Genomic DNA, 20,832 nt, shown 5'->3' on the forward strand with positions numbered 1-20,832 from the left:
ATCCTCGGTGTCAGGGGCTGGGAATGCGCACCGTGCTCCGGAGTGCAACCGTCAAGGTGTGTTCACCGCCCGCTTACCGACATCCCGCTGCTGCGCGCGCGCAGCGATGCCGCCCATGCAGAGGACCCGGCAGCGATTCTCGAATCGAGCGACTGGGTGCCCGTAGCGGCTGAGGCTGCATGGCTGGAATCAGAGGCTGTGCAGCGGCTGGACTCGATATCGGAGGCACTGTTGCGGGCAGGCGTCCGATGGCCGCGTCATAGGGTCTGGGCGCGGCTGAGACAACGCGTCAGACGGCGGGGCATCCGTCTGACGGCAAGCTCGCGTGGCGAATGGTTGTCGGACGAGATCTGGAAGACATTTCCGTCCAGCTTCCTGATCGACAGATTCCCGAGCTTTCGCAAGAAGGTGTGCGGTCGTCCCATCGCGGCCGTCGACGGGGTGATCTACAACAAGCACCAAGCCCTTTCACCGCACCTCAGCTTGGCCCTCGCCGTACTGTACCGGTCAGCAAACACCGCGCTGCGCGATCTCAGCACCTCGTTTGATCAGAGTGCGGAGAAGAAGGGTCCGCTTCTGAACTGGGAATGACGAGATCATTCAAGTCGCAACCGTGCATGAAAGTCGCGACTAGACAGGAGGCTTAGATATGCAATTGCTGGCGCCAATCGGCTATCCCCCGTCGCCCTCAGCGAAGGCACTGTGGCAGTGGTCTGTGTTGGAGGTGGAGGACGACGATGGCTCTCCCGTGCGCCTGTTGACCGGTCTGCTGGATGGTAGTCAGACCAGAGTGAGGCTTACCAGCCAGATCGAACATGTCGAAGGCGGACAGGTGCTCACCCGGTCCGGGAGCATCTACACACTGCTCGGGCCACCGGCCACCCAGGATCAAGTGGTCGCGCAGGCCAGTCGCCGCAATGCGTTGCTCTGCGGACGATGCGCGAAGGACGTGACACACGACTACGTCGAGCGCTGATAGAGACTGTGGGCTGCTGGAGATGTACGGTAAGGACCCAAAATCAGCGCGAGGCTCTTGAACGCGCAGCAGACGCTCGCAGAGCTGCTGACAGATCCGACGAATCGCGGCAACCTCAGCCCCGCCTTGGCGGATCTCATGCAGGCGAAGGCAGTGGGGGGTGCGGCGATCTCGTTCGGCGTGCGCGAGACATCGAATGCACATGCGGTCGCCTTCTCGTCCGCGTCCGTCACACCATCGACCAGTTGATCGAGCGCGAGCGCCGTTTCGCTCGACACGAATCGGATCTTCCGGAAGTCGATAGGTTGGCCGAGTGGTTGCGACAGCGCGCGCCACCGGCTTGTAGCGTACCTGGGGGAAACACTAAAGCCTCTTTTCAGTCGAAGAACTACCATCGATAGACATTTCAGGCCTCAACGGGTCTTTCTTCTCCCCAAAAATGACCATCGATAGTCAAAGCCAGTTGAGAATCGCGATCCGCGCTTCGACGGCCGGCACCTCCCTAGGCAGCGTTGATCCGCGTGGCATGGTCACTTGCGCATCAATGCCAATTGCTCGCTCAAAATGTCTATCGATAGCCAACCGGTCTGGCGGAGCCTCCTTGTTTATCGTTGCCATAGGTGCTTCACGTGATCTCGGCTGACGACGCCTTGAAGGCGCACGCTCGAACCGGCTCTGAGCCGGCTCATGCGTCGCTGCGCGATCACCTGATGCGAGGCACGCTGGTCACGATAGCGCTGCTGGCATGCGTGACGAGCTCAAACGCCGTCATGGCGGCGCCGACATTGCCTGACCCAGTCATGCACGCCGACTTCGACGAGCTCTCGGCTGGAAAGCTGCCAGGTGGCCTGCAAATCAAGACACAGTTCTCGGCACCTGACGTGGTGCCAGGTGTCGCCGGCAGCGCCTGGCGAACTGACGGTTTCTCCAGCTACGCCGAAGGCAAGCTCTCCCTGAGCCCGAGCAGCGGCCTCACCGTGTCCTTGTGGGTGGCCCTGGAGAGCTATCCGTCGGACCTCGAGGTGCCGGTCAAGGACATGGTGCCGTCATCATTCATTCAGCAGGCCGCAGATGGCAAGGGTTTCGATCTGTACATCGACGCTTACGGACGGTGGGGATTCAAAGTGGCAACCTCCGGCGGCGTTTTGCGCATCCAGGCCAAGTCGAAGTTCCCCCTTCGGCGGTGGGTGCACCTGGTGGCCACGGTCGACGTTTCCACCGGCGTCGCCTCGCTCTATCAGGGTGACGAGCTGATCGGCACCGGACGAGGTGTCCCTGGCATGACGCTGGAGTTGGCGTCGACGCCACTGCGGCTGGCTGCAGCGCCGACTGACACCAAGATCCTGGACTTCACGATCAATCAGCTCAACGGTGCGTTCGACCAAGTCGCCGTGTACGCGGCTGCGCTCAATGCCGAGCAGCGCCGTTTGCTGTCGGGCCCGTCATCAACCACGAGCGCGGAGCCAGCGCTCGTGGTGCCGGCAACACGCTTCGCCAACGACACGTTGCGTCCTCGCGTGCATCCGCTGCCGCCGGCCAACTGGACCAACGAACCTCACGGCCTGATCCGTATTGGCGACACCTGGCACGTCTTCTACCAACGCACGCCCAACGGCCCGTTCAAGACGTTGATGCACTGGGGTCACATGACGAGTCGAGATCTGGTCGTCTGGGAGAGCCAGCCTGACGCGCTGATGCCCGAGTTGCAAAGCGACGACTTCGGCTTCGACATGAAGGGCATCTGGTCGGGGCATGTCATCGCAGATGGCGGCAAGGCCTTCGCCTTCTATACGAGCGTCAACCATGGCGATCGGCTGGCGGCGAGCAACCCGGGCGTGGCGATGGCCATCAGCGAGGACCCGCAGCTGCACGAATGGAAGAAGACCGGCCCCATCCTCAACTCACGTGGCGCCCGGGACATGCGCGACCCTTTCCTGTGGAAGGAAGGCGGCGCCTGGCACATGATCATCGGCGCCGCGCTCGATACCGGCGGTGGCCTGCTGTACTACGTGCTCGAACCGGGCGACAAGGGCGGACGTTGGCAGCCCAGGCCCCGGTTCACGGATCCCAGCTATCGGATGCTGGACATCGGCTCGGAGATCTGGGAAATGCCGGTGTTCGAGCGGCTGTCTGACGATGTGTGGATTCTGTTGGTCAACCCCATCGGCGGCAAGGTCAGCAAGTACGGGGAGCCGAGCACGCGTGCGGTCTACTGGACCGGCACCTGGTCCGACGGCACGTTCAAGCCGTTCTCGCCGACGCCCAAGCTCTTGGATCTCGTCCCAGGCCATCTCGCGCCGACCGTAGGCCGGGCCGACGATGGCAGCTTACGGGCCATTGGCATCATCGATGAGCGCCGAACGCCGCTCGCGCAGAGGCAAGCGGGCTGGGCGCATACCTTCAGCCTGCCGCGGACGTGGTACCTGCTCGGCGACAAGCGCACCTTGGGCCAACGACCCGCGCCCGAGCTGGTAAAGCTGCGTCAAGGCACGGTCGTCGACCGATCCGGCGTATCGATCGGCCGGGATCCAGTCTCCCTCGACGCAGGCCATGGGGCCTACGAGCTGCTGATCGAACTTGACGACGCACCTGCTGATGCGGCGCCCGTCCAACTCGATGTGCTCGCTTCGCCGGACGGCCGGGAGTTCACCCGGCTGATCTTCGACCGTGTACGCGGCGAGGTGATCGTGGACAAGTCGCGTTCGACGTTGTCTGCGGATGGCGAAGGTCCCCAAGTGATGAAGGGTGGCTACGCCGCGGAATCGTTTGGCGCCATGCGCCGCCTAAGGGTGATCGTCGATGGGTCGGCGGTCGAGGTATTCATCAACGACGCGGCGGCCTACTCGGTGCGCAGCTATCCGTCGTTGGCAAACAGCACGGGGATTCGGATCGGCGCAGACACCGTGCCGCCAATGAAGGCGGCGGTCAAGGTCTGGCCACTGCGATTGCCGCAATAGACGCGGCGACCGCCCGCACGCCGAGATGCGGGCATGAACTGTTGATTTATCGGAACGGGCGATTCGGGCCGGGCGAGAAGCGGCTGGCCGACATCGAAGCGCCAAGCACTACAACTAGGAGCGAGACATGAGATTGAAGCGAGGCGCGCTGCGCCTGTTGCCCTTGGTGTTGTCCCTTCAGGTCGCATTTGCGCAGGAGGCGCCCGACACGACTTCGAAGCCGACGGAACGCCTGGATGACGTTGTCGTCACCGGCAGCGTCAAGAAGACGCTGAAGAAGGACTCGACCAACACCATCAACACGCTGTCGGCGGAAGAAATCCGCCGGCTGGCGCCGATCAGCACTGCCGACCTGCTGCAGAACGTGCCGGGCATCTTTGCCGAGGGCAGCACCGCCGGCGAGGCCAGCAACAACATCACGGTCCGCGGCCTGCCGGTCACTGGCGGCTACCGCTACGCCCCACAGCTCATCGACGGTCTGCCCTGGTTCGAGGAGCCGGAAGTACCGTTCATGAACAACGACGTCGCGGTGCGCGACGACCTGATGACCAAGCGCGTTGAAGTGGTCAAGGGAGGCACCGGCGGCATCCTGTATTCGAACGGCCTTGGCGCCACGGTCAACCACATCACCCGTACGGGCGGCCAGACCCTGGAAGGCGGCTACAAGCTGGAGGTCGCCGACTACAACTTCCTGCGCAACGACTTCTTCCTGTCGGGACCGATCAACAAGAACCTGACCTTCGCCGTCGGCGGCTTTTATCGCACGTCGGACGGTTTGCGCAACACCGGCTACACGGCTGACAAGGGTGGGCAGCTGCGCGGCAACCTCGTCTACCAGACAGACGACGGCCGCACCGAGGTCCAGCTGCACGCGCTGAAGATCAACGACCGCACGGCGTTCTATCAGAACGTGCCGTTCCAGATCCCGGCCATCTCGCAGCCCGGCACGCCGGCCAACCCGGTGAAGATTCGAATGGATCAGGTGTGGCCGATCGGTATCGACTTCGCCCATGGGACCGTCGCTTCGCCGTCCAACCGCCGCTTCCGGATGATCGGCGAGTACGGTGAGCGCGAGGTGGACATGGCCGACGGCATCCACCCGAATTTCGATATCTACACAGTCAAGCTCAGCCACGAGTTCGACTCGGGCTGGACCTTCGACGGCGGTGTGCGCCATTCGTCCGGCAGCAGCGGCTTCAATGGCCTGTTCACCGGCAACGACACGACCACGGCGGCGCGCTTCAACAACGCCCGCTACAACAACGATGTGCTGCGCTTCGGTGCCTTCTACCCGACGGCCACCGGTGTGGCGGCCTACGGACTGAACGGCGACGCGCGCGTAGCCGACAACGCATACCTCGACTTCCTGATCCCCTTCATCACCATCACCGACGCCAAGAGCACCTCGGTCGACCTGAAGCTGGGAAAGACGTTGCAGTGGCTGGGCGAGCACCGGGTGACGCTGGGCGGCTACTTCACCGAATATTCCAACAAGCAGAACTTCCAAGCTTCGTTGCTGGTTTCAACGATCGGCGAGCATCCGGAACTCGTGGACCTGCGGGCCATCGATGGGTCCGGAAAGCCGGTCGGCCCGTCCGTCACGTCCAACGGCGTCATGCGATCAGGCTTCTTTGGCTACCTTGCGGACTCCAAGGTCAAGGGGGAGTCCATCTACCTTCACGACCACTGGGAGGCATTGGATCGTCGTTTGAAGCTGGACATCGGGGTGCGCCACCAGACGCAACGCGCTGACGTCGCCTACAACAACCGAGATCAGACCACCAACCTGACGCCCGCCGGCGTGGTGCCCGGCAGCACGGCCGACACCATCTCGGATGACGAGGTGCTGCTGCCTGGCGCGAACCAGTACCTGAAATCCAAGGTCAGTGGCACCGGCTGGTCGCTGGGCGGTAACTATTCGGTCCGCTCCAACCTGGCGGTGTACGGCCTGGTGTCCCGATCCTTCCGTCTGCCCAGCCTCGAGCAGCTCAATCAACTGCAGTTCGACCCCAACGCACCAGGCAGCAAGGTCGAGAGGATCATGCAGTACGAGACGGGCCTCCGTCTCTATGCGGACACTTGGGACACGCAGGTCGCGCTTTTCTACAACAAGTTCAGCCCACGCGACCAGTACGTCGATTACCGCGACTTCACCTCCTCACAGTGCAAGCAGGCCGGCACTGTGGTGGACATCAACAGTTGTCCCCTGGTGCGCGAGTTTTACCGCCGCGGCATCCAGAACATTGGCCTGGAACTCGAAGCGGCCTGGCGGCCGCGCGCCGTGAAGGGGCTCGAGCTCCGCTTCAACGGCGTGATCCAGGACCCCAAGGTCGTCGACGCGAACTACCGGACCGTCAAGGAAATCCGCGTCAACGACGTCGTCACGGGCTACACCTTCGAGCAGATTGGGGAAGACGGCCGGCGCCCGCGTCGTCTCGCCCAGGTCATGGCCAACGTGCAGGCCAGCTGGGACCTGAAGCCCTACACCGGTCTGCCGCTCAAGCCGTATGCCAAGTACACCTACTTCGGCAGCCGCTTCTCTGAGTCGCAGGACGTCAACGTCACGCTGTACCCCGCGTACTACCACCTGGACGGTGGCTTCATCTGGGACTTCAACAAGAACAGCGCGTTCCAGTTCCACGTCTCGAACATCACCAATCGTCTCTCGTTCACCGAGGGCGATCCCGTGTTCATCGACCTGAAGGGCCCCAACGGTGCCACGAACCGAGGCGTGAGTCGTCCCCTGTTCGGCCGCACGGTGCGTGCCATGTACACCTACTTCTTCTGATCCAGGAGAACAACGATGAAAAAGCTCCTGAGCCTTCTCTCCTTGACTGTCGTGCTGGCCTCCTGCGGTGGCGGCAATGGTGGCGACCCCAGCGCGTTGCCGCAGCCCCATTCGCCGGTCATTGCCGACCCTGGCGCGATCAGCGTGCCTGAGCTGACGCGCGACGTGACAAAGCTGTCGGTCACCAGTCCGGACGGCAACGCCTACAAACTGTCGCTGATCGGGCCTGACGCGGCGCTGTTCTCGATCAGCGGCGACGGCTCGATTCGCTTCGCAATCCCGCCGAATTTCCTGGCGCCGGCCGACGCCGACAAGGACAACACATACCAGATCACCGCCGTGGCTGATGACAGCTACTCGACGCCGTCGAAGCTCGCGCTGTCGATCAAAGTCACGTCTTGTCCGACCTGCCACGTCGCCAACAAGTCTGCTCACGTCACGACCGACGACACGACATTCGTCGATGAGAACGTCATCGCCAGTTTCGAGTTCCCGGCGCAGATGCAGCAGGACAAGGTCAAGTTCACGCTGACTGGTGTCTTTGCCACGACCACCAACTGGAACAACCTCGAGTACAACAACGCGACTCTGGCGCCGTTGGCCGCGCGAATTGGTGACGCCTCAGTGACGACTTGCGAGATCGGCGGCGGTGGATGCGATGCGCCGACGGGCAGCATCACCATCAACAACGTCACCATCACCAAGGACTCGATCACCTTCCTGATGTCGGGCGGAAACGGTGGCCCGGACGTGGGCGCGCAGGTGCTCTACACGCCGCCGGGTTCCTCGGTCAGCCAGGTGCTCGGTACCTACAACCCCAATAGCTGCGGCGACCCCGTGCTCAAGGGCGATCAGCACTACGTCAACTTCGACACCAGCGGGCTGATCGGCGAGAAGGTCCAGATCAAGATCTTCGACAACGCCTCCTCGGGCTGCGGTTTCGTCGCCTTCGACCACTTCTACCAGACCGACAAACCGCGAGGCACGAGCGCCGGTGTGCTGACCAAGCCGCTGACGCCCGTCAAGGTCACCGTGGAAGGCGATGTGACCTTCCAGAAGATGATCCCGTTCGCCAGCTTCGAAAATCCGGTCGACATGGTTGCCAAGCGCGGCTGGGTGGGCACGGGTGTCTTTGCCTCGCCGACCGCAACGAGTTGGCAAGGCACCACCGGCACCGACGCGAACGCAGCACGAGTCGGTGACAAGGCGATCAGCACCTGCGAGATCGGAGGACCCGGAACGCCTTGTGACTCGCCCACCGGCACGCTCACGTCGCCGGCGTTCAAGGTCACCGACGCCTATTTCAACTTCCTGATGCATGGTGGCGGCGCGGGCAAGAAGGTCGGCATGCGCATCATGGACACCCTGGGCAACGTCCTGCTGAGCTACAGCCCTGACAGCTGTGGTCCCTCCTTCATCCAAAACGATGACGACTGGACGCATATCGACGTCTCGGCACTCAACACGGCATACATCAAGGCTCAGCTGTTTGACGAGGAAGCCAGCGGATGCGGCTTCGTCAGCACCGACCAGTGGTACCAGTCAGCCAATGCCTGGAATCCCTCCGGCAAGGGTAAAGATGGCGGCAAGGTCACGCTGACGCCGGAAGCCACGGCCAAACTGGGATTCAATGTCACGGTGACGGCCGATGCCTTCACTCAGGTGATTGGCGACTTCGATGACGCCGTAGCCGCAGCTCAGGTGTGGACTGCGACTGGTGACTTCGCCAACCCCGCGAACGCAGATGCCTGGAAAGGGGTGTCCGGCGGCGCGCGAGTGGGGGCACGAGCCGTCAGTACCTGCGAGATGAACGGCAACAGCAAGGGCTGCGACGCGTCAACGGGCACCCTGACCTCGCCTTTGTTCACGGTGGATGCCAGCCGGCCCTTCCTGAACTTCCTCATGTCCGGTGGGAATGCGAACGGCACGGTCGGCCTCAAGGTGCTGGACGCGTCGGGCTCGGTGCTGGCCACCTACGCGCCCAACTCGTGCGGACAGTCCTCCATCAAGGACGACGGCAACTGGGTCACGATCGATCTCACGGCCCAGGCTGGCAAGCAGGCCAAGGTGCAGATCTTCGACAACGAGTCCGGCGGCTGCGGCTTTGTCAGCTTCGACCACGTCTACATGGGCGCGGTCCGTAAGAAGTAGTCGGTGCAGGCTGGGCGGGCGCATTGCCCGCCCTGCAAGTCATCGCAGAGGCGCCGCAAGGCGCCTTTTCGTTGAGGTTCCGGGTAAACCCGCGCAGCGACTTAACGCAGAAGAATTACTATCGATAGACAAATGGCTACCGATGGTCATTTGCTCAAAAAGAATGATGGAGACATGACTTCTTCGGCCACGATATACGAGGTTGCCGCTGCCGCCAATGTGTCGGTGAGGACGGTGTCCCGCTACCTCAATGATCCCAACTGCGTCTCCAAGAAGACGTCGGCCTTGATCGTGGGTGCCATGCAGGCGCTCAAGTACCGGCCTTCGATCGCCGCGCGTTCTTTGAAGGGCGTCAAGACCAACCTGATCGGCGTCGTCTCTGACCGCATTACCACCAGCCCGGATTCATTCGAGCTGATCAAGGGCCTGCAGCTCGCCGCCAAGCAGCAGGGCAAGCGCCTGCTGATTGCCGAGAGCGGCGGGTCGGACGAAGACATCCCCTCCCTCATCGACGAGCTGATCGAGCACCGGGTCGACGCGCTGATCTTCGCCACTCACTTCCATCGTCCGATCGACGCGGCGCTGCTCGAGCGTGCCGACGACCTACGGATGGTCTTGCTGAACTGCTATGCGCAACGCGGCGAGTTGCCGGCAGTCGTCCCCGACGATGAGCAGGGCGCGCGAGAGGGCCTCGCGCACCTGTATGAGCTCAAGCACAAGCGGGTGGTGGTTTTCGAGCTGTATCCGGACATGCGCGCCACGCAGTTGCGCCACAAGGGCTACCTCAAGGCCGCCAAGGACCACGGTGCCCCCGAGCCGATCTTCGTGCAAGGATCGCAGGGCGGCAGCCCGGACGACGAGTTCGCCGCCATCGATGCGTTGGTCGGTGAGGTGCTGCGCGTGCACAAGCCTACCGCCATCGTGGCCGGCAACGACAAGATGGCCGCGCGCATCATCCAGTGCCTTCACAAGCGCCAGATCGCCGTGCCCGATGAGGTGTCCGTGCTCGGCTTTGACGATCACCCGATGCTGGTGCATGCCACCGACCCGCCGCTCACGAGCGTGAAGCTGCCCTACCTGCAGATGGGCATGCGTGCCGCACAGTTGGCCTGCGACCCGTCGCAGACGGGCAAGGTCAAGGAGCGCTGTGATGTTCAAACGCGCGCATCGGTGGCGGGCGTCGCAAGCGGAGGGCGACGGTGAAGTGGTTCATCCCGGCGGCCTTCTTCCTGGCCGTTGGCGCCGCACTGGCAGCCCCTCAAGAGCTGCATGTCTGGCGTCATGAAACAGGCGACAGCGAGATGGTCGCGAGCGCTCACGCCGTGGAGCGCTTCAACCGAAAGCAGAGTCGTTGGCACGTGGTCGTCGAGACGCTGCCGCAGGGGTCGTATCAGCAGGCCGTGATCGCCGCCGCGATGACCAAGAAGCTGCCCTGTGTGCTCGACCTCGATCAGCCCTCGGTCCCCAACTTCGCGTGGGCCGGGCATATCCAGGCGCTTGAGGGGCAGCTGCGCCCGGCCGGTGCCGACAAGCTGATCGCCGGCGGCCGCTCCACGCTCAAGGGCAAGCTATACGCGGTTGGTCAGTTCGATGTCGCGCTGGCCTTGTTCGCCCGCAAGAGCGTGTTGGCGAAATACGGCATAAGGTTGGCTACGCTGGAGCAACCGTACTCGGCCGACGAATTCCGCGAGATCCTGCGCCGGCTCAAGAAGCAAGGCGTGAGGTATCCCCTGGATCTGAACGGTCAGCGCAACGGCGAGTGGGTGACGTACGCCTTCTCCCCTTGGCTGCAAAGCGCGGGCGCCGACCTGATCGACCGACGGAATTTCAAAGTGGTGGACGGCGTCCTGAACAGCGACAAGGCGCTGGCGGTGCTGGACTACTACCGCAGCCTGTTTGATGAGCGCCTTGCGTCACGCAGGCCGGTGGATGAGCAGGCTTTCCTCAGCGGCCGCGCGGTATTCAACTACAACGGATCCTGGGCGGACAGCGAGTACCGCCGGAAGTTCAACGACGACCTGGCTGTGCTGCCGCCGCCGGCGTTCGGCGACAAGCCGCGCATTGGTGCTGGCTCCTGGCAATGGGCGGTCTCCAGCAGTTGCCCTCATCCCGACGGCGCCCGGCAGTTCATAGAACACCTGATCAGCACTGACGAGATTGCCAAGTTCTCGATCGAGACCGGCCTGATGCCCACCAGCGAAGCCGCGGCAGGCGCTACGCCGATGTACCGCGTCGGTGGCTATGGCCGGGACTACTTCGAGTTCGCGCGCCAGTTCGGCGTGCTGCGCCCAGAGACGCCGGCTTATCCCCTCATCAGCAGCAGTTTCGAGCGCGCCTTGAAGGAGGTTCGCGAAGGGGGCGATGCGGCCGAAGCGCTGGACCGAGCCGTCGAGGCCATCCAGCAGGACATGAAGCGGAACCGCGACTATGGCTTCTGATACCCAACATTTCGGCCACGCCCGCTGGGGCGAGGTGGCCACCCTCCTCGGCCCCGCGATGCTGCTGTTCGCGGGCTTCGTGGTGCTGCCGTTCATCATGGCGGTGTGCTTCAGCTTCACCAACGTCAAGCTGCTGCAGACGGACAACGTGGAGTGGGTCGGCCTCGACAACTACGTCCGGATGTTCTCGTTCAAGGTCGTCGAGGCGCCGTCTGAGGCTGAGGCGCAGACGCTGACTCCCTCGCGCCAGTGGCGCCAGCTCAAGCGCGCCGAACCCACGGCGTTTGAAGGCTTCCAGTACCTGACCGACGTCCAGCTGGCCGGGTCGCACTACCTGATCGGCGCCCGGGATCCGCAGTTCCTGCGGTCCATTGCAAACACCTTTTTGTTCGCCCTATTGGTCGTGCCGCTGCAATGCGGCCTTGCTTTCGCGATGGCGCTTTGGGTGAACCAGAAGTTCCGTGGCCGCGTCGGATTGCGAACGGTGTTCTTCTCCCCTGTCGTGACTTCGATGGTCGTCGTCTCAGCGATCTGGGGGCTGATCCTGCACACGGACGCGGGCCTCTTGAACCAGGTGCTCCGCGCCATCTTCGGCGAAGACGCTGCGCAGCCCGACTGGCTCGGCGACCCGCGGCTGGCCATGCTGTCCATCGCCATCATGTCCGCGTGGCAGGGCGCAGGCTTTCAGATGCTGATCTTTCTGTCCGGCCTGCAGGGCATATCGAACGACCAGTACGAGGCGGCGAGCGTCATGGGCGCCAACGCCTGGCAGAAGTTCATCTACATCACGCTGCCTGGCCTAAGGCGCACGCTGGTATTCGTCATGCTGTCCACCACCATCATGGCCTTCGGCCTGTTCACGCAGGTGGATGTGCTGACCGGTGGCGGGCCGCGTGACTCGACCAGCACCATCATCTTCCACGCAGTCCGCGTGGGCTTCAGGGAGCAGGACATTGCCTATGGCTCCGCGATGACGCTGTTCTTCTTCCTGTTCGTGCTGCTGTTCTCCTTCGGTCAGAAGAAGGTCATGGAAAGGTTGGGATCATGAGCCGATCCACCGAAGGGGCGCGGGTGGCCGGTCGGCTCCTACATGTCGCGTTAATGCTGCTGGCCGGCGTCGTGTTCGCCTACCCGATGCTGTTCATGTTCGCCGCCGGCTTCAAACCAAGCGAGACGATCTTCGCGGACCTGGGCAGCCCAACCGCGCTGATCCCCGACGCCAGCTGGACCCTGGACAACTACCGTGCGATGTTCGAGAAAGGCGCTATCGGCTCCTACCTTTTCAACTCGGGCGTGGTGTCGCTGGTGACGGTCGTCGCGGGCATCTTCATCAACAGCGCTGCCGCGTTCGCGCTGGCCAAGCTGAAGTGGCGCGGCCAGGGTCTGGCGCTAGCCATCGTGATCGGCCTGCTCATCGTGCCGTTCGAGGTCTTGGCCATCCCGCTGCTGCTCATCGTGTCCAAGCTGCCCTGGATCGACATCGCCACGGGTGCCGTTGTCGTGGGCTGGCTGGACACCCTGCACGTGCAGTTCATGCCTTTCCTGGCGAACGCCTTCTGCGTCTTTTTGTTCTACCAGTTCTTCAAGGATGTGCCCGACGAGCTCCTGGAGGCGGCGCGCATGGACGGCGCTGGCGCGCTGACGATCTACCTGCGTGTGGTCCTGCCCGTGTGCAAGCCCGTCATCGTGACGGCCGCGATCATCCTGTTCCTGGGCATGTGGAACCAGTACCTCTGGCCGGTGATGACCGTTCACACATCGCAGGCGCGTACCGTGATGGTCGGGCTCCAGCAGTTCTACGGCCGCACGACGCAGTGGGGCGAAATCATGGCTTACGCCTCACTGATCACGTTGCCGGTGCTTCTGTTCTTCCTGGCGTTCCAGAAGCACTTCATCCGGTCGGTCGTGGGCGCGGGCATCAAGGGCTGATACCCCACCTCCAGGCCAACTAGCCCCGTTTTTTTACCTGCCATGTCTATCGGTAGCCATCGCGGAATGTTCCGAGTCTCACCATGCCAAACATAGTTTTCGACCAAGTCGACAAGCGCTACGAGGAGCACTCGGACCGCTACGTCTTCCAGGGGCTGAACCTGCACATTCGCAAGGGCGAGTTCACCGTGCTGGTGGGTCCATCAGGTTGTGGCAAATCCACCCTGCTGCGAATGATTGCGGGCCTCGAAGCCGTCAGCGGCGGCGAGTTGAGCTTCGACGGTGCGAGGGTCAATGAGCTGCCGCCGGTGGAGCGCGGTGTCTCCATGGTCTTCCAGAACTACGCGCTGTATGCCCACATGTCTGTGTACGACAACATCGGCTTCGGCTTGAAGATCCTCAAGACGCCCAAGGCCAAGCGCCACGAGATGATCATGAGCGCTGCGCGGCAGCTCCAGCTCGAGGATCTGTTGCAGCGCAAGCCGACCCAGCTTTCCGGTGGGCAGCGCCAGCGCGTGGCCATTGGCCGAGCGATCGTGCGGGAACCCCGAGCCTTCCTGTTCGACGAGCCGCTGTCCAACCTCGACGCGAACCTGCGTGGGCAGATGCGCACGGAGATTGCACAGCTCCACCGCCGCCATGGCATCACCACGGTCTACGTGACCCATGACCAGGTCGAGGCGATGACGCTCGCGGATCGGATCGTTGCCCTCAGCCGCCAAGGGTTGGAGCAATTCGGCACCCCCGACGAGTTGTTCGATACGCCTGCCAACCTGTTCGTGGCCGGCTTCATGGGAACGCACCGGATGAACCTGGTCAAGGTCGCCCCCACCAACGGTGCTCTGCTGCAAATGCTGACGGGCCGAACACATGCCGAACTGGCCGCGGCCGGTATCGGCACGGTCGGAGCTCGTCCTGAACACATTGATCTGGCGCCCGGCGACGCCACGACCGTGCGGCTGGTGGAGCGGTTGGGTGCTGAGTCCCTGGTGCACTTGGGCATGCCGGAGATGCCCGATGACATCACGGTGCTGACAACCGACAGGACCACAGCCTTTGGCCAGGGCCGATCACTGAGGATCGCGCCCGAACGGCTTCACTACTTCGATGCCAGCGGCGCCCGCCTCGCGCCGTGTTGACCCGGCGCGTTTTCTACCTTGGCACTTTGGCGCTTGCCGGTTGTGGCGGCGGCGCGTCTACCAACTCTCCTGAGACACCCCCCATCGTGAATCCCCCCGCACCGTCGCCCCAGCCCCCGCTCTCGAAGTCGGAGGCCTGGCGCCCCCGCTTTCACTACAGCCCGCAACGCAACTGGATGAACGACCCCAACGGGCTAGTCCTGTTCGACGGTGAGTACCACCTGTACTACCAGTACAACCCGTTCGATGCGCAGTGGGGCAACATCAGCTGGGGCCACGCCGTCAGTACAGACCTGGTGTCCTGGCGAGAACTGCCTGTGGCGATTGCTGCGACCGAGCATGTCATGGCGTTCTCCGGCTGTGCCGTGGTGGACCACGACAACACGGGGGGCTTCGCCCCGGCAGGTTCGTCGAGTCCAGCGCTGATCGCCTTTTTCACGGGCTTCGATCCGGCCACAAAGATCCAGTCGCAGCACCTCGCTTACAGCCTTGATCGCGGACGGACCTTCGTGCCGTACGCCGGCAACCCGATCATCGACATCGGTTCGACCGAGTTTCGCGACCCCAAGGTGTTCTGGCACGAGCCGACGCGCCGCTGGGTGATGCTGGTCGTGGCAGCCTTGCTCCAGGAGGTCTGGTTCTACACCTCGGCCGACCTGAAAAACTGGAGCAAGGTTTCGACGTTCGGGCCAGCAGGCTCGGCGGCGAACAACATTTGGGAGGTTCCGGATCTGTTCGAGCTGCCGGTGGTGGGGGCACCGGGCTTGAAGCGCTGGGTGCTGATCGTCTCGGTCAACCTGGGCTCCATCTGGGGCGGCAGCGGCGTCCAGTACTTCGTCGGCGATTTCGACGGCACGCGTTTCAAGGCCGATGCCAGCGACACCGTCGATGCCGTCACGCCGCCCTCAGGCGACCTGGTAGCCGACTTCGAAGGTGACCGCTTCCCAGCGGGATGGCAGGTCAGCGGCACGGCGTTTGGCACCGGACCTGCCGGTGGTTCGCTCGCAGGGCAGCAGCACGTCAGTGGCTTTCTGGGCCGCGGCTTCGCTTCATCTTTCCATGGCGGCGATGGGAGTACGGGGACGTTGACGTCGCCGGTCTTCACGATCACGAAGCCGTTCCTGTGCTTTCAGATCGCGGGGGGACGCGGTCACGCGACGCGCATCGAGTTGGTCATCGGTGGGCGGGTCCTTCAACAAGCCTCGGGCGACGACACGGAGATTCTGAAATGGGTGTCCTGGGATGTCGCGACGCTCATTGGCCTCGGAGCGCAGCTGCGTATCGTCGACGAGGCGACCGGCGGATGGGGGCACATCAGCGTCGATCACGTCGTCATGACGGACCGGCCGATACGCCAACCCAGCAATGCCGAAATCACGCTATGGGCGGACCATGGACGCGATTTCTACGCTCCGATCACCTTTGCCAACATGCCAGCCGGCCGGGTGGTCTGGCTCGGCTGGATGAGCAACTGGGACTACGCGCGGGTGATTCCCACGCAACCTTGGCGCGGCCAGCAGTCGTTGCCGCGCGAGTTGAGCCTCGCGACCACGCCACGAGGTCTGCGCCTTTGTCAGACCGTCGTCGAAGAGGCGAGGGCGTTGGTCAATCCGCTGCCGCTGCAGCGTGCCTCCGATGCTCCCGCCAGCCAGGTGGCCGCCATGCTGTCGGGCACCGCGGGTGCCGGCCGTCAATTGCGGCTGAAGCTGCGGTTGTCGCGAGCGGCGATCGGCGCACCCATCGGCGTGGAACTGTTCAAAGGCGCCGCCCGCGCGATCAAGGTTGGATTCGACCCGGCGGCGGAATCATTCTTCATTGACCGCACGACAGCTTCGCCCGAGTTCGCGGGCCAGTCCGAGCGACACACGGCGCCGCGCGTGCTGACTTCTGATGAGCTCAGCCTGGAGATCTGGGTCGACGGCAGCACGCTGGAGGTGTTTGCCGACTACGGCCTGGTCGCCCTCTCCGACCTCGTCTACTGCGACCCTGCCGACATCGGCCTGGGCCTATTCCATGGCGCCGAGGACCCGCGCGTCGGGCTCCTTGAGCTCTGTGCCGTCCGCGGCACGATGTACGGCGCAGGCGCCTGACTCAGCAGAAAGGGTTCAACGATGTTCTTGGTTTGTGGCGAAGCACTGATGGATGTCTTCGCGGAGCAGGAGACGGCCTCCGGCGTGGTGCTCGACGCGCGCGTTGGCGGCTCGCCGTTCAATGTCGCTATCGGCTTGGCGCGCCTGGGACAGCCCGTGGCGTTCTTCGGTGGCATCTCGAAAGGCTTTCTCGGAGATCGGCTGCGCAAGGCCCTGACCTCCGAGGGCGTGAATGTCGACTTTTGCCCGCTCGTCGACGCGCCCACGACACTGGGCCTGGTCGGCCTGGGGGCGGACGGTTCCGCTTCGTACGCTTTCTATGGCTCCGGCTGCGCCGACCGCATGGTCACCGCCGATGATCTTCCTGATCTGGGCGACGACATCCGTGCGCTTCACTTCGGTTCCTATGCGACTGTCGTGGAGCCGGTGGCCTCGACGCAGCGCCTGCTGGTGGAGCGTGAGCGAGGCCGGCGTTTGATCGCCTACGACCCCAACTTGCGCCTCAATGTCGAGCCCAACATTGAGCGCTGGAAGGAGATGACAACCTGGATGGCGCGAAGAGCCCACATCATCAAGGTGAGCGCCGAGGATCTGCATGTGGCCTTCCCCGGCGTTCCGATCCAAGAGGTCGCAGCGGACTGGTTGCAGTCTGGGTGCCGCCTGGTCGTCGCCACGAAGGGGGGGATAGGCGTGGCCGCTTTCAACGGGGAGGGCGAAATCGAAGTGGACGCGCGCCGGGTGGATGTCGTCGACACCGTCGGCGCAGGTGATACTTTTCAAGCGGCCCTTCTCACCTGGCTTGCGGAGCGAGGCTTGATGTCAATTGACGCTGTGGAATCGCTCAACATTGACCAGCTGCGGCACGCCCTCGAGTTCGCTGCCACAGCGGCTTCGATCACGTGCACGCGGCGCGGTGCTGATCTTCCGCGGCGAGCTGAGCTTGCATGACCATCAGACCGAACGGTCAGGGTTTACCTGCCAGCGATGCCTTCGCGAAGTACGCGCCTTCACGCATGCGGGACAGGTTGGGTGCTATGTATCACTGTCGCTTGCCCGCCGAAAATTCGGCGGCGACCTCTTTCTGGTACTTGTCGATCAGCCCCTCGGCCTTCATCTGGCGAAGCACCGCAGAGAGTGTGGGCTCCAGATCTGCACGTCGCTTGTTCAAGTAGGCATGGATGGGCACCCGCTCCAGAATACAGACCTTATTGATTCGCTCTCGGCCTGGAAAATCGCTGGCCTTGAGCAAGGACTCGACGTTGTCTTCGAAGTCGATATAGACGTCCGACCTGTCGATGGCCAGCTTCTTGAGCCCCGACAGCGATGTAGGCGCGCTAGAAAGCAGCTCGTGCCGAACCAGGCCGGCCAGTCTGGATGGGGGAATCTGCATTCCGAACCGATGTTCGACACGGTATTCAGTGTTCCTAAAGCTGTCCCAGCTGGTGAGTTTGATGGACGGCGAGGCGGCATAGGCCGCAACGCGCAACGTCATCGCTGATTCGTCGACTCGGACCAGGTTCGGATGCGACGAGGCGTAGTCCCTAGCGCGCCCGAGTTCTCCGTCGACGTTGCCGGTCTCAACTTCGATGCTGCTTCGTTTCGGGGGCAAATAGACGTTGACGAGCGTGAGCCCCATGCGGCCGAAGGCCTCGCGATAGATGCGGAGCGCGAGTTGCCCTTCCGGCGCCTCACCCTCCCGAAACATCATCGTCATGGCGATCTCGTCGCGGGCGAACGCGGGCGTCAGCGTGATCAATAGCCCCCAGCCGACGAGCCCCGCCACAAAGCGGCTCAGCCGCTTAAGACTTGTCCCTGCCATATGGCCTCCGAATCGTTATCGTTTTTGACGCCGTACCCAGACGGTGCGTCCCCGCGCTGCACCAGGTAGAACGCCGCGCGCCCCCCCCGGACGCTACGCGACCAAGGGCCACCGCACGCCGAACCGGCGGCCTGACATCAATCAGATCTGACACTACTACCGCCGGAAGGCCTTGACCACCTTCCCAGCCTTCGCGGCTTCGGCAGCACCGTCTCCATGGCCGTGTCGCCTCAGTACGCCCCTGCTCAAGCGCTTGCAGCCGCTGATAGATATGATGACCGAAATATGATGGGCGTCATGTCTGGAGCAACCACCCGCAAACAGCAGACCCATGACCGCATCCTCGATGTGGCATCCCGGGTCATCCGCCGTGCCGGCTATAACGGTGTCGGTCTTGCCAACATCATGAAAGAGGCGGGGCTGACCCACGGCGGTTTCTACGCGCACTTCCCGTCCCGCAACGCATTGCTGGTCGAGGCCACGCAGCGTGCTGGTCGAGACACTGGGGCCGTACTGCTCGAGCGAATGGGCCAGGCCCAGGCCAAGGGCATGAGCCCGTTCTCGGCGTTGGTCACCACCTATCTGGCCGACGACCAGCTCGACAACGCGGAATGTGGGTGCGTCGTCGTCGCTCTGGCCTCTGAGGTCCCGCGTCAGACTGACGATGTCGCGAGTGCAGCCCGGGCGCGCGTGATGGCACTGGTCGCGCTGGTGCGACGCAGCCTCCCGGCCGGTGCCGAGCCAGGCCACGCCCAGATGGCTGTCGCCACTATGGTTGGCGCACTGCAACTGGCGCGCACGCTGCCGGCCAAGGACGGCAAAGCCTGGTTGGCAAATGCACGGGCAAGCTTGATCCAGCAGTACGACGCCTGAAGTCCAGGCGAACCGCCAGCGCCTCATCGTGCGTCGGCAAATATGACGGTCATCATTTTGGAGCGCAGATTGAAAACAGACGACGCCACCATCCTCGCGTCAGGGATCGCGCCGAGACCTGCATCGCCTTGGCCGGTGTTCTGGGTGGCTAGCGTCGCGACATTCTTAGTCTCCCTGGACACCACCATGCTGTTCGCCGCGTTCGATGCGCTGCGACATGCATTTGCCGATGCCTCGGCCGCCGACCTGTCATGGGTGCTGAACGCCTACACAGTCGTGTACGCCACGATGCTGATCCCGGCGGGCGGCTTGGCTGACACCCACGGACGCAAGCGGATCTTTTTGATCGGTGTGACGCTCTTCCTTGCAGCGTCAGCGGCCTGTGGCCTTGCCGGCACCGTTGGGTGGCTGATCGCGGCGCGCGTGTTGCAGGCCGTTGGGGCAGCGCTGCTCACGCCTGCGTCACTGTCGATCGTGCTTGCCGCCTTTCCTCAGTCCAAGCGTGCAGTGGTAGTCAGCCTGTGGGGAGCGGTCGGGGGGCTCGCGGCCGCGGTGGGGCCAAGCGCCGGCAGCTTCGTCATCGACAACTTTGGCTGGCCTTGGGCCTTCTACATCAACCTGCCGATCGGTGGCCTGGCCCTTTGGCGCGCCGCGTCGCTACTCAGCGAGTCGGCAAAGTCGAGTGAGCGTCGCCGTCTCGACGTTGTAGGCATTGCTTTGCTCATCCTGGCAGTAGGAGCCATCACCTTGGCAATTGTCGAGTCCGACGCCCCTGGCTGGACTCGGTCAGAGCTTGCCATGATGGGACTGACCGGCTTGATTGCAGGCGCGGCTTTCGTGGCCTGGGCGCGCAATGCCAAGGCTCCTTTGGTCGACCTGAGCCTGTTTCAGAACCGCACGTACCGCTACGTGAACCTCGCGACCCTGGCCTTCGGTACGGCTTTCTCGATGATGTTCCTGACGTTCTTCTTCTTCATGATGAACGTCTGGCATTTCAGCTTGCCGCAGGCCGGGCTGGCCGTCACGCCAGGGCCCCTCCTCGTCATGCCGACCGCCATCCTCACAGGGCGATTCGCGACACGGCTCGGCCACCGTCGCTTCCTTGTCGGCGGCGCCGTGCTGTACGCCTGTAGCAGCTTGTGGTTCCTGCTCGTGCCCGGCACGGAGCCGAAGTACTTGTCGCAATGGCTGCCGGGGTTGGTCATGAGCGGCGTGGCCGTTGGCCTGGTGCTGCCGTCGCTCTCGGCCGCGGCCGTGAGTCGACTGCCGGTCGCGCACTACGCCGTTGGCAGCGCGGTCAACCAAGCCACGCGCCAGATCGGCTCGGTTCTCGGCGTTGCGTTCACCGTCGCGTTACTGGGGCACGCGGCCATCCAACGCATCGACTTCAACGCTGTGTACGTCCTGCACGCCGGGCTGGCGCTGCTCACAGGGTTGCTGTGCCTACCCGTCGATACAAGACCACACGCTGCCAAAGCGTGAAGAACACGCTTCGCGCCTGCGATCCCTCACCACCTAACCAAGCAAATGCCATGCACGAGAACCCAGTAGAAACCACTTTGAAGGCCTGGCAGGCCCAGTTGGAGCATGTTCGGGCACGCAGGCTTGCGCGTGGCGGAGGCCAGGCCGGCCTGGCGGATCCAGCGCAAGTGCAAGGCAAGACAGGTCTGGA

The 20,832-nt window shown here is 63.4% G+C and carries 16 protein-coding genes; 15 read left to right on the plus strand and 1 reads right to left on the minus strand.

From position 1 onward, the window contains the following. From AC3WOE_RS20705 to AC3WOE_RS20765, 13 genes are all read left to right on the plus strand, one after another. Positions 1–591 (plus strand): hypothetical protein (locus AC3WOE_RS20705; protein WP_492693140.1); only part of this gene is annotated, 591 nt, incomplete at its 5' end. 58 nt (positions 592–649) lie between these two features. Beyond that, a complete protein-coding gene (locus tag AC3WOE_RS20710) occupies positions 650–976 on the plus strand; it encodes a hypothetical protein (RefSeq protein WP_492693141.1) in 327 nt (108 codons plus the stop codon). 57 nt (positions 977–1,033) lie between these two features. Then, positions 1,034–1,225, plus strand: coding sequence for a hypothetical protein (locus AC3WOE_RS20715; RefSeq protein WP_492693143.1), 192 nt, complete (start codon positions 1,034–1,036; stop codon positions 1,223–1,225). A 380-nt stretch (positions 1,226–1,605) separates the two neighbouring features. Next, on the plus strand, positions 1,606–3,933 hold the full coding sequence (locus AC3WOE_RS20720; protein ID WP_492693145.1) for a GH32 C-terminal domain-containing protein: 2,328 nt from the start codon (positions 1,606–1,608) through the stop codon (positions 3,931–3,933). A 127-nt stretch (positions 3,934–4,060) separates the two neighbouring features. Continuing rightward, positions 4,061–6,721: a TonB-dependent receptor gene (locus AC3WOE_RS20725; RefSeq protein WP_492693146.1), complete on the plus strand. Its 2,661-nt coding sequence runs from the start codon at positions 4,061–4,063 to the stop codon at positions 6,719–6,721. Between the two features lie 15 nt (positions 6,722–6,736). Then, a complete protein-coding gene (locus tag AC3WOE_RS20730; RefSeq protein ID WP_492693148.1) occupies positions 6,737–8,872 on the plus strand; it encodes a hypothetical protein in 2,136 nt (711 codons plus the stop codon). Positions 8,873–9,046: 174 nt separating this feature from the next. Then, on the plus strand, positions 9,047–10,075 hold the full coding sequence (locus AC3WOE_RS20735) for a LacI family DNA-binding transcriptional regulator (protein ID WP_327573923.1): 1,029 nt from the start codon (positions 9,047–9,049) through the stop codon (positions 10,073–10,075). After that, on the plus strand, positions 10,072–11,310 hold the full coding sequence (locus tag AC3WOE_RS20740; protein WP_327573922.1) for a sugar ABC transporter substrate-binding protein: 1,239 nt from the start codon (positions 10,072–10,074) through the stop codon (positions 11,308–11,310). The genes AC3WOE_RS20735 and AC3WOE_RS20740 overlap by 4 nt, the downstream gene beginning before the upstream one ends. 34 nt (positions 11,311–11,344) lie before the next feature. Continuing rightward, positions 11,345–12,358 carry a carbohydrate ABC transporter permease gene (locus AC3WOE_RS20745; protein ID WP_492693150.1) on the plus strand — a complete coding sequence of 338 codons (1,014 nt, stop codon included), beginning with the start codon at positions 11,345–11,347 and terminating at the stop codon, positions 12,356–12,358. Further along, positions 12,355–13,239: a carbohydrate ABC transporter permease gene (locus tag AC3WOE_RS20750; RefSeq protein WP_327573920.1), complete on the plus strand. Its 885-nt coding sequence runs from the start codon at positions 12,355–12,357 to the stop codon at positions 13,237–13,239. Before AC3WOE_RS20745 ends, AC3WOE_RS20750 begins: the two co-directional genes overlap by 4 nt. Positions 13,240–13,322: 83 nt before the next feature. Beyond that, positions 13,323–14,378, plus strand: a complete 1,056-nt coding sequence (locus tag AC3WOE_RS20755) for an ABC transporter ATP-binding protein (RefSeq protein WP_327573919.1) — start codon at positions 13,323–13,325, stop codon at positions 14,376–14,378. A gap of 86 nt (positions 14,379–14,464) precedes the next feature. Next, the gene (locus AC3WOE_RS20760; RefSeq protein WP_492693151.1) at positions 14,465–16,468 is read left to right on the plus strand and encodes a glycoside hydrolase family 32 protein; all 2,004 of its coding nucleotides are present in this window, start codon (positions 14,465–14,467) and stop codon (positions 16,466–16,468) included. A gap of 21 nt (positions 16,469–16,489) precedes the next feature. Continuing rightward, positions 16,490–17,416: a carbohydrate kinase family protein gene (locus tag AC3WOE_RS20765; protein WP_327573917.1), complete on the plus strand. Its 927-nt coding sequence runs from the start codon at positions 16,490–16,492 to the stop codon at positions 17,414–17,416. A 91-nt stretch (positions 17,417–17,507) separates the two neighbouring features. Here AC3WOE_RS20765 and AC3WOE_RS20770 read toward each other — a convergent pair whose 3' ends face one another. Beyond that, complete coding sequence (locus AC3WOE_RS20770) at positions 17,508–18,287, minus strand: hypothetical protein (RefSeq protein WP_327573916.1); 780 nt, start codon at positions 18,285–18,287, stop codon at positions 17,508–17,510. A 297-nt stretch (positions 18,288–18,584) separates the two neighbouring features. On the opposite strand from AC3WOE_RS20770, the gene AC3WOE_RS20775 reads away from it, so the two are divergent. Beyond that, a complete protein-coding gene (locus tag AC3WOE_RS20775) occupies positions 18,585–19,160 on the plus strand; it encodes a TetR/AcrR family transcriptional regulator (RefSeq protein WP_492693152.1) in 576 nt (191 codons plus the stop codon). Between the two features lie 42 nt (positions 19,161–19,202). Then, positions 19,203–20,642: a DHA2 family efflux MFS transporter permease subunit gene (locus tag AC3WOE_RS20780; RefSeq protein WP_327573914.1), complete on the plus strand. Its 1,440-nt coding sequence runs from the start codon at positions 19,203–19,205 to the stop codon at positions 20,640–20,642. The last annotated feature ends 190 nt before the right edge of the window (positions 20,643–20,832 follow it).

This window comes from Roseateles sp. FW305-36 (assembly GCF_058787015.1).

Excerpts from the sequence above, each read along its gene's own strand:
- AC3WOE_RS20710 (WP_492693141.1), top strand. The coding sequence starts at position 650 with ATGCAATTGCTGGCGCCAATCGGCTATCCCCCGTCGCCCTCAGCGAAG.
- AC3WOE_RS20725 (WP_492693146.1), top strand. The coding sequence starts at position 4,061 with ATGAGATTGAAGCGAGGCGCGCTGCGCCTGTTGCCCTTGGTGTTGTCC.
- AC3WOE_RS20730 (WP_492693148.1), top strand. The coding sequence starts at position 6,737 with ATGAAAAAGCTCCTGAGCCTTCTCTCCTTGACTGTCGTGCTGGCCTCC.
- AC3WOE_RS20735 (WP_327573923.1), top strand. The coding sequence starts at position 9,047 with ATGACTTCTTCGGCCACGATATACGAGGTTGCCGCTGCCGCCAATGTG.
- AC3WOE_RS20750 (WP_327573920.1), top strand. The coding sequence starts at position 12,355 with ATGAGCCGATCCACCGAAGGGGCGCGGGTGGCCGGTCGGCTCCTACAT.
- AC3WOE_RS20755 (WP_327573919.1), top strand. The coding sequence starts at position 13,323 with ATGCCAAACATAGTTTTCGACCAAGTCGACAAGCGCTACGAGGAGCAC.
- AC3WOE_RS20765 (WP_327573917.1), top strand. The coding sequence starts at position 16,490 with ATGTTCTTGGTTTGTGGCGAAGCACTGATGGATGTCTTCGCGGAGCAG.
- AC3WOE_RS20770 (WP_327573916.1), bottom strand. The coding sequence starts at position 18,287 with ATGGCAGGGACAAGTCTTAAGCGGCTGAGCCGCTTTGTGGCGGGGCTC.
- AC3WOE_RS20775 (WP_492693152.1), top strand. The coding sequence starts at position 18,585 with ATGTCTGGAGCAACCACCCGCAAACAGCAGACCCATGACCGCATCCTC.
- AC3WOE_RS20780 (WP_327573914.1), top strand. The coding sequence starts at position 19,203 with ATGACGGTCATCATTTTGGAGCGCAGATTGAAAACAGACGACGCCACC.